Below are 13,020 nucleotides of genomic sequence, written 5' to 3' on the forward strand. Positions count from 1 at the left end.
CGTTGGAACGGAGGATCTTTCATGCTTATACCATCACTTGCTAAAAAAATTATTAACGAAGTTCGTAGATTAATTGATGAAGATATTATTGTTGTAGATGTTTCAGGAACCATTATTGCAAGTACGGACACGAGCCGAATTGGCAACTTTCATGAAGGTGCACTTCTCGCTAGTCGAGACGAAAAGAAAATGATCATAACAAAAGAGATGGAAGATCACCTAAAAGGTGTAAAGGCTGGTATCAATTTACCTATTATGTTTAAACAAAAAGTTGTTGGAGTCATTGGTATTACTGGAAATCCTGATCAAGTTTCTGCATATGGAGAGCTTTTGAAAAAAATGACTGAGTTGCTCATTCAAGAGAGCTATTATGCTGAACAAATCGAAATGGAATCCCGAGCACTTGAAACCTTTGTCTTTGATTGGGTTCAAGGTAAAGAAGAATCAGGAGAATTTATCAAACGTGCGGAGCATCTAAATATTGATATCGAAAGGAAACGTCAGGTTGTTTTTGCGTCTATTAAAAGTGAAACTGAAGTTCCAATCAGACCTATATCAAATCGACTTCAGCAAAGCACCTTTTTAAACGAAAATGAGATCTTTGTTAGATGGGGAAATGAACAGTTTCTCCTCCTGTTAACGGACCGGTCAAAAGAACAAATCCAAAAAACTCTTCAAAAACTAAAAAAGGAAATAGAAAGCTCCTTCTCTGTTAAAATATCGTTTGGAATTGGTAGTGAGGACTACCTACTAAGACAATCTTTCGATGAAGCTGATCGAGCGCTTCAGATTGCGAAACGGACGAACTCAATCCAATTCGACGATGATTTAAAATTGGAGATGCTCATACATGAAACGAGTGGGATGGTTCAAATCGAATATGTGAAGCGTACAATCGCTAAACTTCTGGGTGATTATGATTTGCTCCTAACCCTTCTTGAATATACTAGGCAAAACCAATCTATCAAAGATACTGCTGAGGCCCTTCATATTCACGTGAATACTCTTTCATACCGTTTTAATAAAATCGAAGAGAAAACCGGATTGCACCCAAGAAATTTTGTGGATTTAACCACCCTTTATCTTGGAATTCTTTTATTGGATAGATCCATAAAAGTAGTCGAATAATCAAACGAATATTTGTAGGTTTCTACATAGCGGATTCTTCCGCTTTTTTTTATGCTTATTATAAGTAGATAATTTGGAGGCGATACCATGATTGATGCACAAGCAAAACAACACTTTTTAAAAATTGTCGGTGCGGAAAACTATGATGATTCAAGTACAGGGCGACTGGTGTACTCCTATGATGCAACCCCACAGTTCCAGTCAATGCCAGATGCCGTGATTTCTCCACGAAATAAAGAGGAAATTGCGAGTGTCGTCAAGGTTTGCAATGAATTTAAAATTCCAATTGTTCCCCGTGGTTCCGGGACCAATCTTTGCGCAGGTACCTGTCCAACCGAAGGTGGAGTTGTCCTCCTTTTTAAACATTTAAATAAAATTTTGGAAATCGATGAGGAAAATTTAACCATTACGGTCCAACCTGGCGTGATCACTCAAGAGGTCACAAATGCTGTAGAAGCAAAGGGTTTGTTTTATCCACCTGACCCTGGTTCGATGAAAATATCCACAATCGGTGGCAATATCAACGAAAATTCGGGTGGATTACGCGGTCTTAAATATGGGGTAACACGTGATTATGTGATGGGGCTTGAGGTTGTTCTAGCGAATGGTGAAATCATCAAAACCGGTGGAAAACTCGCAAAGGATGTAGCTGGATATGACCTGACGCGGCTTTTTGTAGGTTCAGAAGGTACACTTGGCATCATTACCGAAGCTACGCTTAAGCTCATCCCCATGCCTGAAACGAAAGAAACGATTCTAGCCCTTTATCAGGATTTGGAGGCAGCCGCCAAAACCGTTTCAAAGATTATCGCGAGTAAAATAATTCCGATTACACTTGAGTTCTTAGACCAGCCTACTCTTGAAGCAGTCGAGGCATTCGCACAAATCGGGCTTCCAACTGATGCGAAAGCCATTCTCCTTATTGAGCAGGATGGTCCAGCAGAAATTGTAAAACGGGATATTGAGAGAATCATAGAGATTTGCAAGGAAGAAAATGCCGTTTCCGTGAAATCTGCACAATCTGAAGAAGAAGCAGATGCACTAAGGACAGCAAGACGCGCAGCTCTTTCCGCACTTGCACGGTTAAAACCAACCACTATTTTAGAAGATGCAACTGTTCCACGTTCTGAAATTGCCAAGATGGTAAAGGCGATTGAAGAAATTGCGAAAAAATATCAACTCCGAATTTGTACCTTTGGTCACGCAGGTGATGGTAACCTCCATCCCACTTGCTTAACAGATGTCAGGGATCGTGAAGAAATTGAACGAGTGGAAAAAGCATTTGAAGAAATTTTTGAAGCAGCAATTGAACTCGGTGGAACCATCACAGGCGAACATGGTGTTGGCGTGATGAAAGCTCCATATCTTGAGATGAAATTAGGTACTGCGGGGATTGCTGCGATGCAAGCCATTAAAACAGGACTAGATCCTAATAACATAATGAATCCTGGTAAAATGTTTGCAAAAGATTCAAGAAAACGTGTGGTGGTTTCAAGATGACGTCAATACACGAACAACAAAAAATAAAAGAAGAATTCCAATCTCGGATGGATCAGAACGAATTATTGAACTGCATGCGCTGTGGGTTCTGTCTTCCAACCTGCCCAACCTATATCGAATCGGGCTATCAGGAATCCCACTCCCCTCGCGGAAGAATTGCATTAATGAAGGCTGTTGTCGATGGTCTCATTGAGCCCGATGAGGACTTTGAAAAATCGTTAAATATGTGCTTAGGATGTCGCGCCTGTGAACCGGTTTGTCCGTCTGGCGTCAATTACGGACATCTTTTAGAAGAAGCAAGGGATATTGTTCATCAAAATAAAAAGCATTCTTTACCGATTAAGACCGTTCGAAAAACCGTTTTTGAAGGTCTGTTTCCTCATCAAAATCGCATGCGTACCTTAACTGGATTACTGGGTGTCTATCAGCGTTCCGGCATGCAAAAAGTCGTTCAAAAAAGTGGGCTAATGAAGTTCTTACCTGATAGCTTAACGACGATGGAACGCGTTCTACCAGAGGTGCCTACTTTGAAAGAACTCAAGAACCGACCATACCACCTTGAGCCCATTGGTGTTCAAAAGAAAAAGGTCTCCTTTTTCACAGGTTGCTTGATGGATACGATGTTTATGAAAACGAATGATGCCACAATGAAGTTGCTTCAATTGGCTGGCTGTGAGATTGTCATACCAAAATCTCAGGCGTGCTGTGGGGCGCTACATGGACATAGTGGAGAAAAGAATAAAGCTAAAGAGCTAGCAAAACAAAATATTATCGGGTTTGAGGAAATCGAGGCGGATTATATTATTACAAATGCTGGTGGCTGTGGAGCCTTTTTAATTGATTATGGTCACCTTCTAAAAGATGAGCCAAAGTGGGTAGAACGGGCGAAAGCTTTTTCAAAAAAGCTTAAGGATATCTCTTCTGTTTTAGTAGAATTAGAGTTTCATAAACAAGAGCTTTCCCTCCCTGCTCAGGTCATTACCTACCAAGATTCATGTCATTTACGAAATGTGATGAAGACTGCTTCTGAGCCAAGAAAGCTACTTCAAGCCATTAACGGCGCCACTTATATGGAAATGAAAAATGCGGATAGCTGCTGTGGCTCAGCTGGAATCTATAACATCGTGGAGTCTGAAATGTCGATGAAAATTTTGGATTCAAAAATGAAAAACGTAAAAGAGACACAGGCTAAAACCATTGTCACAGCGAATCCAGGCTGTTTATTACAAATGAAACTTGGCATTGAACGGGAAGGGTTATCCGATAAAATGCGTGCCGTTCATATTGTAGATTTATTGCTTGAAGCGGTTGAAGAGTAAAAAACAAGAATCTTCTTTGTTTACAAGGCGATTCTTGTTTTTTACAATCCTAATTATTTTGAGTGGTATGGGTCCTAAAAAGCATTTCTGAAACAGTAACAAATTCATATCCTTCTTTCTCCAGTTTCGTCAGGATACGATCTAGTGCTCGAATCGTTTGCGTGCGGTTTCCTCCTGAATCATGAAAAAGGATAATGTTTCCTGGCTTTATACCTGAAATAACCCGTTTTGTTATCGTGTTAACCCCTGGATTTTTCCAATCCTTCGTATCTTGATGCCATGACCACAAAACAACATGATATCCATTTTCAGCAGCCGTATTAATAATAACATCATTATAACTTCCACCAACTGGCCGAAATAGAGTAGGGCTAAACCCGGTTATTTCCTTAAGCGCGTCAGAAGTTTGAATTATTTCATTCTCAAGTTTTTGGGAATCCCTTATGATATTTAAATGATTAAAGGTGTGATTAGCAATTTCATGACCCTCTAATACTTCACGGCGAATAATCTCAGGGTAATTATTTGCATGTTTTCCGACAACAAAAAAAGTTGCCTTTGCTTTATGTTTTGATAACACATCTAAAATTTCAGGAGTGTAGACGGGATTTGGACCATCATCAAATGTGATTGCCACCATCTTTTCATTCGTCTTTACTTCCCACGTAATTTTCCCCGTTTTTTCATAATCAAAGCGTTCTTTTGCCATTGCAGGAATTTGATTGAGAGACAAAAAAAGGACAATCAATAAGATGTACCTTCCCACAAAAGTTCCTCCTTTTATCATTTGGCTTACTAGCTAGTTTATGGATTTTTTTCATATTTATTTAAACGTAAACCTGAATAAAAAAATGACGAGAACTGTTCTCGTCATTAGATGTGTATTTTATTTTATTAAATACTTTTCTACATAATATTTCGTGATTGACAAATACTCGCGACTATAAGCTTTTAGCAATGTTATCTGTGGTGTTTTTGCAGGTAGACCCTTTACTGTTAAACCGGCGTCTCTTGCAATTTGAACGGAACGATAAAGGTGATAATCATTCGTCACAATAATCCCAAGCTTAGGATCTTCAGGGATAAATTGTTTCGAGAACTTGATGTTTTCATATGTACTTGTTGACCGGTCTTCCATGAAGATTCTTGTTTCAGGAATCCCTTTATCCACTAGTTCACGTCTCATTGCCTCAGCTTCTGTAATATCCTCCCCTGGGCCTTGGCCACCTGAAACGATCAAAATCGTATTCTCGTTCTCCTTCGCATATAATGCAGCAGCATCGATACGATATTGCAATGCAAGTGACGGGGTTTCACTGTTCACCTTTGCCCCAAGAATAATTAAATAGTCAGCATTTTTGGGCGGCTCTGTATCCACATACTGAGTTATTTTATAATGAATACTCCCGAAATAGATAACACCTATTATGAGTAAAATTCCAGTAGAAAGTAACATCATTTTCCTCTTTTTCAAATAGTTTCAACCCCTTTAGGGTTATTCTATCATTATATCAAATGGTCAAAAAAGGAAAACTTTTAGAACGTCACTTTCTGTTTCAACGAGCTAAATAAATCATGCCCTTCGAGGGGCACGATTTTTAGTTAAGCCAATTTTGATTTTCTAAATCCTCGAAGTAGGGGTGAAAATTGTCCATTTCGGTTTCAGCCCGTTCCAGGACGTCGGTTGAATTCGTTTTTGAAATAAATCCCAGCTCACGTGTGGCGTTTTCTGTAGACCACGGTTTATCTTTATTATCTGATACGCCATAATATGTACCAAATTTGATGGTGGATTGGATAGCTAAATCAACTAACTGAATCACATCCTGATGACTTAATAATGTTTTTTGGGTCCGTGGTATTGTTTGTAAATCCTTCACTTCATCCCGTCTAACACTGCCAATTCGCAAGTTAATGACAGATAGATTGTTTTCTTCCTCATAGGCTAAAATATGTCCGAGGTTTTCTGATGCCAATTTAAGTGTTCCATACAAACTCTTTGAGTATGGATAATCCTCAACTTTGATTTCACGTCCGAGTGAAGACATTCCATCCTTCTCATAAAAATCGGTCACATGATTGCTGCTTGCATAGACCACCTTCGGGATACCAAGATCGATCGCTGCTTTTAGAATATAAAATGAAGCTAGAAAATGTATTTCGGTCTTTTTATGAAATTGGGAAAGATCTTTAAAATCATTCTTTGTGTTCACATTAAGCAGGTTAACAAGTGCGTCACAATCAGGTGGAATCTTACTTACCAGATCCTCAAAATTTGTTGCATCCACCTCGATGTGGTTTGGGTGATGGTCCACCTTTTTATCAAGAATGAAGATTTCATATTTGGTGTTTAGTCCTTCTTCAAGGATGGAACCTATTAGCCCAGTCCCACCGATGATGGCAATCTTCTTTTTCAATGCTGTGCTCCCCTTTTTAACGAGTCTCATTGTTTAAAGTCCGTCATTTTTAGGAAATCATACATCATTCTCAAGAGGTTTGCAGCAATGAAGGACGTTTCGACGTTGATTTTACTTCATTCGAGTTTTCATCGGGCTTATGATAACCTTTTTGATTGCGACTTCTCTTCGTTTGGGTCGTCATCCACCTTATGAAGACATTTTCGAATCAGACTTCCCCTCGTTCAAGTCTTCATCCACCTTATGATGCCCCCTACAGTGACAGCCCCTTTAAGTTCCGGTCTTCATTTAGAATAAATCCCTAAAAACTAACACACCACTCCTACACACCTACTATAATATTCGGTGTAACAAAGTAAAGTTGCTTGTCCGCCACTTTTTCGCCCGTGATTCGTTCCCAAATTTGCTGGTACAGGTCAATTTGATTTTGGTAATATTTCGTAAGGACTGGTAGCTTCGCTATGTCCTTTGGACGGTCTGTTTTATAATCGACGATTTTCCAAGTACCATTCAGCTTATAGGCAAGGTCAATAATGCCACTAGCAAAAACAGTCTCAGCATTGTCCCCTTTTTCAACGAACTCGTACAATGGATCTTGAGCATTGATTTTCATCATAAACGGAACTTCTGTTAACACATGGTCAGCAATCTGAAGCTCTGCCCAAATCATCGATTGTTTAAAATGGGCTACCGCTTCAGCAACTTCATCTCTTCTTCCTAACGAAATCTCATGCTTTTGTAAAGTCGAGCCAATTACTTCTTCAGCTTCTTCTCCTTTGGCAATCTTCTCAAACACCTCATGGATAGCAGTTCCCCACGTCTGCCCCCCACCTTCCTCACGCTCAATCTCAAGCGAGAAGATATCCTGCTTGTCTTCAGTTGGACTATATGTTGAAAAAGATGGTTGCTTTCGATCATCAATCCAATCAAGTAAACCCTGTGTGTCTTCTACGAATTCATCTCGTGTAACGATGTGCTTCTGAATCACTTTTCCCTCATAAGTTAGCTCTAGCTTTTCAATCTCCTCAAGTCCAGATATACCATCAAGAAGAAGATTCCACGGATTTTTATCATTTTTGGTTTCAAATGAACTGATGATCATGGCTTTCTCTGCTCTTGTTGCCGCTACATACAGAATGCGTATTTCCTCCGCAAGTAAATAAGCTTCCTCAGCATCGAGATAAGACTCCCAGTGGAGAGGCTGTGCAACAGGTTTTCTCGCAAAGCCTTGCTTTCTTTCGAACATAAAATATCCCGTTGATGATTGCTCTTCACGTCTGATATGGGACCATATTTTATTGCGGACTTCTGACTTTTTCCCCGGATGGGCCAAGAACACAATCGGTGCTTCCAAGCCTTTTGCTTTATGGACATTCATAATTCGTACTGCGTTTTCATCTTCCTCCAGATTGATGACCTTTGTTTTTTCTTCAATTTGCTGTTTCACATAATCGACAGCTTGACTGAAGGTTGTTGCTTCTTCTTCCTCTTTCAAACGGAGGGCTTCAAGAGTTTGTAAGAGATTCGTCGCTTCCCTTTTTCCATAGCCTTTCATAAGAAACAATGGGTACAGCCCGATATCTTCCATTATTTTTTTTATGGCCACAACTGGTGAAGGTGACGTCTTCCACTTTACATATTGTTTGAGCTTTGAAAGTGCTCCTTCAATATGATGTTTTGTGTCGGAATTTAAATGATCGGGCGACGGTGCAAAGATGGAAAAGACTCCTCCTGCTTGTCCCCATTGGAATAGCTCTTCATCACTAATCCCAAACCAAATACTTCGTAATGCTGCAACCAAAGCAATCTGATCGTCTGGATCCACAAGTGCTTCAAGTAGAAAAATAAGATCCTGAAATTCAAGAATGGTGCCAATTTCCATTTCACCACTTACGCTCACTGGAATTCCCGCTTCCTCAAGTTTTGACGCATACACATCGATTCCATCTTTTTGCCTTGTTAAAATCATAAATTCTCGTGGCTCGTGACCCTCTTTTATTAATTTTTGAACGTATGCCGTGATACTATTTGCATCTTCTTCAACCGTAATTGCTTTATTCTTCGCAAATTCATCAGCTAAAACCAGCCTTTTAATCCCTGAAAAATCAGATTTGCTTGCTTCCTTATAGGAAAAGAGCGGACGATAAGCAGCCTGGTGAACAGTCTTTTCTTTCGGCAAATGCTCCTGAAATACTTCATTCAGTAAGTTCGTAACATGGTCTACCGTTCTGAAATTCATAATAAGTTTAAGAACTTCTCCGCCATGGGCTTCAATCAGTTCCTTCACTAAATTGTAAATATCAATATCTGCTCGTCGGAACCGATAAATCGCTTGCTTCGGATCCCCCACAACAAAAAGCGAGCCCGGTCGCGGTTTGCACTTGGTCCAATTCTGTTCCGTGACATCCTCACCCGTTAAATAAAACATGATTTCTGCTTGGATTGGATCAGTATCCTGAAACTCATCGACAAGCAGCCTTTTGTATTTTCCTTGAAAATACGATCGTACTTCTGCATTGTCCCTTAAAAGAGCTGCGGTTCTCATTAACAGATCCTGAAAATTCATTAACGAGTGTTCCTGCTTTATTTTTTCATACTCTGCGAATGCCTCTTGAAATAATTCGATCACAAATGGATGGCAATATTCACTCCAACTTACAAGTAAAGGCTGAATATGTTCCTCGAAAAAACCGGTAATTCTCTCGTGGTATTCCTTGGCATCCTCTTTTGATGTCCATTTGTATTGCGTAACCTTCAATTTTTTATCAAACAACTGAAAAATTTTAATTTTTAACGCATCGGTTTTGTCATTGTATTTAACATGGCGAAGCGCATCATCAATTGCCTCCTGGAGATTGTCAGGACCTTTAGGAATATCCTTCGGGATGCAACGACTTGCTTCTTTTAACAGCGTGATGAAACGACAAAACACGTCATCAAGATTTGGCTTTTCAATGACTTCACTTGCCCACTCAACATCAGGGTAGTTCTTCATTTGACAAAAGCGCTCCATTAAATCCTTTTCACGAAGCCCTAAATCCTTCATAATTCTAGATTTCTGGGGATGATCCTGTTCAAGCTTGTGTGTGTAGACTAACCATGCCGCCTCTGCAATTTTGTCATCCTCTGTATCCTCAAGTTCAGAAAAATGAACATCAATCCCTGCTTCTACTGGTCGCTCGCGCAATAAACGTGCACAAAAAGAATGGACCGTTCCAATAAACGATTGTTCAATGTTTTGTAAGGCCTCCTCGAGCAAAAATTTCAAATCAAGGTCTGTTTCCACTTTACATTTTTTCTCGAGAACCGTTAGGAAGCGTGTTTTCAGTTCATCCGCCGCTTTTTTTGTAAAGGTAATTGCCACAATCTCGTCCATTTTTGCTGTCCCTGTATAAATCAGGTTCACCATTCGGTCAACTAGGCTCGTTGTTTTTCCTGAACCAGCCCCAGCTTCCACAAGGAAATTTTGATTCAGAACGGTTGAAATTTTATCTCTCGCCTCTTGATCGACAATCACCTTAGTCATAAGCGCGCACTCCCTTAAAGCTTTTTAGTCCCTCTGCCGTCTCATCCTGTTGCTTATGTTTTAATGCATCTTTGTCATAGGTGGAACGTCTGCAAATCTTTTTAAACTCACAGAACGTACATTCATTCTCATCATCTGTCATGGTAAAATGTCCATGCTCCACAATCGAAAGGAGCTTATCTAAAATATCTTTACCGTTGGTTCGTGTCGTTTCTTCTTGTTCCCTCACAAAGCGTTTTCCTGCTCCTTTACGGGTTGGAAAAAGATAGGAACTCATTTTTACTGCACCAGCCTCCATCCCCATATGGGCCTCGATTGCGAGAGTGTAAAGGAGATGCTGTAGCTGTCTCCCACCTTTGAAAAATTCCTTCGTATGATACCCCCAGCTGCTTCCCGTTTTGTAATCAATAATGTGGTAGGAGCCATCGGGAAGTATGTCGACCCGGTCAATGATTCCCCTGACATGAACCGTTCCAGTAGGAAGTTCAATCACAGCTGGTGCGTCTTTGCCAAACGAATATTCAAAATACAAAGGTTCGCCCTGCTCACTATTTTCCTCTTCAATTTTTAAAAAGGTCTCGCATGATTCGATGATTTCTTCTGACTCTAGTCTCTCCGTTCGTGGATTAGGTGGCGGAACAATTTTTTTAACATCATTCAGCCTTTCGTTCGCTATCTTAGTTAAAAGGCCAACATGCTTTGAGTAGGAAGGTTTTTCGTGCCGTTCTTTCATTTCTTGATAAAATTTCTCAAATATTTCATGCAGCAAGGTTCCCCTCGTTTTAGCATCTAACCATTTTGTCGGGTCATATGTAATGTCTTCAATTACGTTTAATCGCAACACATTTTCTAAAAAATAGGCATAAGGGCATTTCGCGATTTTTTCGAGTTTTCCAGCTGAAATAGTGATTTCCTGATTTTTGCGTGGATCAAAACTGGTCGTATCACTCTCAATTTTACCTTCGTACACGGTAAACGCTGGATCCTGCCTCATTTTTTCAGCATGAAGCCCTCTCGTAATATTCGGAAAATCGGCTAAAAATGGTTCATTAAGCTGGGTCGTTTGAGAGTTTGTGATTTTCTCATACCACCAGTCTTCGATTTCAAGTGGATGACTTCGGTTTATAACCGGAACATTCTCTTGAAGAGTCTTAAAGTCTGCAGAAAAATCTCCTGTTTGAATTCGATAGCATTGTAAAAATAAATACGCAGGTGATATATTTTGATTTTCATTTATGTCGAATCTACAGAAACTAATGGTTATTTCATTCTTTGCTGCTGAAGCAAACAACTGCAACATGGAATAAAGGTCGTTTTTAGTTCTTTCTTTTTCCAATGGCAAAAACCGCCCTAGTTTTCCTCTTTCAGTATCAAGCAATAGTGGGTCTTCCCCTGCTTTCCCTGGAAACCGCTTGTTGTCCATACCAACAATAAACAAATGCTCACGATTCAAATAAAGCCCGTTTTTATACGAAGTGAAATGTAGAAATCCAGGCTTAGGACGCGAGTGCCCAATGCGAATGGTGAGGAAATCCTCCTCGAATTTTTGGTGGGCATTTACTACAGATTCATTGGAAAATGGTAGCAAATTCTCAATTCGCTCAAGCAATGCTTCTTTCGCCGCTTGGTCAAATGCTGATGAAACCTTACAATAGTTCTGCAGAAAATAGTGGATCGTTTTTAACAAGTCCCTATAATTGATTGTTCCATTGTTTTCGGCAGTTTGCATATGCTTAAACGTAGTCGCAAACCATTTTAAAATCCACTCATAATCTCGGATTCGGTTCTCTGAGCCAAGTGATTCTTTCAGTTTAGCTTGGATTTGAGTAAGATAGCGCTCTTTACCCCAGCCAATGTCGGCACCACGAAGTAGTGTCGCCCATGTTCTTTTTGAAGGTGCATCATCCCCTAAATCGAGCACGTTTTCCTGAAGAAGCTTTAAAAAAGCCTGCACACTATAATAATCCTTCATCCAAGCTAAGATTCCAGCCACCATTTTACCTGGTCTCGTAAACCCAATCCGTATCCCCTCCCCAAAGGTCACCGGCACTTGTAAACGCTCAGCTACGTGATACATAGCAGTTACATATTGAGCGCTCGATGTATAAAAAATGGCTGCCTCATCAAAGCGAATCCCTTTTTCTTTGATTCGATAGATGACCTCTTTTAGCTCCATTTCCTCCGTTTTAGCTGAAAAAAGGGAAAGGGTCGGAACGGTTGTTGGTGAATTCTCCACATCAGATAAATAGCTTAATGGCGTTTCGTCTCCAAACACGACTTTTGATAATGGTGAACTTTCAGGTATAGCAGCACCGCGGACTGCTTCCATTGGTAAATAAAAATTGGTTGGTGGAAGGAGCGCTTCTAAAAATTTAACCTGTTCATATGTTAACTTAAGGTTACTTTGAAGAATGAAGATTTGATTTCGAGAATCATATTTTCCTAGTGAACTCCGATAAAGGTCTGCCTCATCCACCAGTTTATGTTTATGAAGAAGTTGTTCGTATGCCTCTAAAATGAGTTTCAGATCGTCTCCTTTTTTGGGTGAAACGAATGGTTCACTTGAAAGGTTGCTACTTTTGTATCCTGCAAGACGAAGTTGGTTTATGGTAAGATACATACTTTTGCTTAAGGTTGGTGTAATTTCGAGCTCATGAAAATAGTTTAGTCCAGGCTTAAGTTCAGTTAACAGGTTGTACACCAAATGAACCCCGAGTGCATTGCTCATGAGTTGATTTTGTTGGTTTGATGTTGAATCGAGCGCAAGGTCCTTGATTGTTTTGATTTTTATATTAAGGGCATAATTGTTTCGTTGAGTATATTGTCTTAAAATTTGCTCGCCTATCATATATGAATCAACAAGTAAGATTTTTTCATTTAAAAAATGCTGTTTACATATGGTTTCGAGGTGTTTAATGAGAACTTCCACTGGTTTCACTCTCCTGTTAGGTGAAATTTGGGTGTATTGCCACGTCTTTTTTGTTTCTTATCGGCGTTATTTTTGTTCTATCGATTTTATTTTGATTCTATCGACGATATTTCTTTTCTATCGATGTTAGCAGCCATTCTATCGATTTTAGGCATTTTCTCCAAAATAAAAGGACGTCCAAATATACATCCAGACATCCTT

The 13,020-nt window shown here is 39.7% G+C and carries 8 protein-coding genes; 3 read left to right on the plus strand and 5 right to left on the minus strand.

What is annotated here, in order from left to right; translation table 11 throughout:
• The first annotated feature begins 21 nt into the window (after nt 1-21).
• The 3 genes from DZB84_RS03970 to DZB84_RS03980 all read left to right on the plus strand — a co-directional run bounded on the left by DZB84_RS03970 (nt 22) and on the right by DZB84_RS03980 (nt 3,947).
• On the plus strand, nt 22-1,128 hold the full coding sequence (locus DZB84_RS03970) for a CdaR family transcriptional regulator (protein ID WP_116350972.1): 1,107 nt from the start codon (nt 22-24) through the stop codon (nt 1,126-1,128).
• A gap of 87 nt (nt 1,129-1,215) precedes the next feature.
• Nucleotides 1,216-2,628, plus strand: a complete 1,413-nt coding sequence (gene glcD, locus DZB84_RS03975; RefSeq protein WP_116350973.1) for a glycolate oxidase subunit GlcD — start codon at nt 1,216-1,218, stop codon at nt 2,626-2,628.
• Entirely contained in the window at nt 2,625-3,947 is a 1,323-nt protein-coding gene (locus DZB84_RS03980; RefSeq protein WP_116350974.1) for a (Fe-S)-binding protein, read from the plus strand. The genes glcD and DZB84_RS03980 overlap by 4 nt, the downstream gene beginning before the upstream one ends.
• A gap of 49 nt (nt 3,948-3,996) precedes the next feature.
• On the opposite strand, the gene DZB84_RS03985 is transcribed toward DZB84_RS03980, so the two are convergent.
• The 5 genes from DZB84_RS03985 to DZB84_RS04005 all read right to left on the minus strand — a co-directional run bounded on the left by DZB84_RS03985 (nt 3,997) and on the right by DZB84_RS04005 (nt 12,819).
• Nucleotides 3,997-4,734, minus strand: a complete 738-nt coding sequence (locus DZB84_RS03985; RefSeq protein WP_189655138.1) for a polysaccharide deacetylase family protein — start codon at nt 4,732-4,734, stop codon at nt 3,997-3,999.
• A gap of 99 nt (nt 4,735-4,833) precedes the next feature.
• Nucleotides 4,834-5,406 (minus strand): YdcF family protein, encoded by a 573-nt coding sequence (locus DZB84_RS03990; protein WP_411266256.1) that lies wholly within the window; start codon nt 5,404-5,406, stop codon nt 4,834-4,836.
• 139 nt (nt 5,407-5,545) lie between these two features.
• A complete protein-coding gene (locus tag DZB84_RS03995; protein ID WP_223254378.1) occupies nt 5,546-6,364 on the minus strand; it encodes an NAD-dependent epimerase/dehydratase family protein in 819 nt (272 codons plus the stop codon).
• A gap of 322 nt (nt 6,365-6,686) precedes the next feature.
• A complete protein-coding gene (locus DZB84_RS04000) occupies nt 6,687-9,890 on the minus strand; it encodes a UvrD-helicase domain-containing protein (RefSeq protein ID WP_116350978.1) in 3,204 nt (1,067 codons plus the stop codon).
• The gene (locus DZB84_RS04005; protein WP_116350979.1) at nt 9,883-12,819 is read right to left on the minus strand and encodes a PD-(D/E)XK nuclease family protein; all 2,937 of its coding nucleotides are present in this window, start codon (nt 12,817-12,819) and stop codon (nt 9,883-9,885) included. Before DZB84_RS04005 ends, DZB84_RS04000 begins: the two co-directional genes overlap by 8 nt.
• Between the last annotated feature and the right edge of the window lie 201 nt (nt 12,820-13,020).

Origin of the sequence: Bacillus sp. HNG, assembly GCF_003400205.1 — a bacterium.
Classification (GTDB): Bacteria; Bacillota; Bacilli; order Bacillales; family Bacillaceae_L; genus Ferdinandcohnia.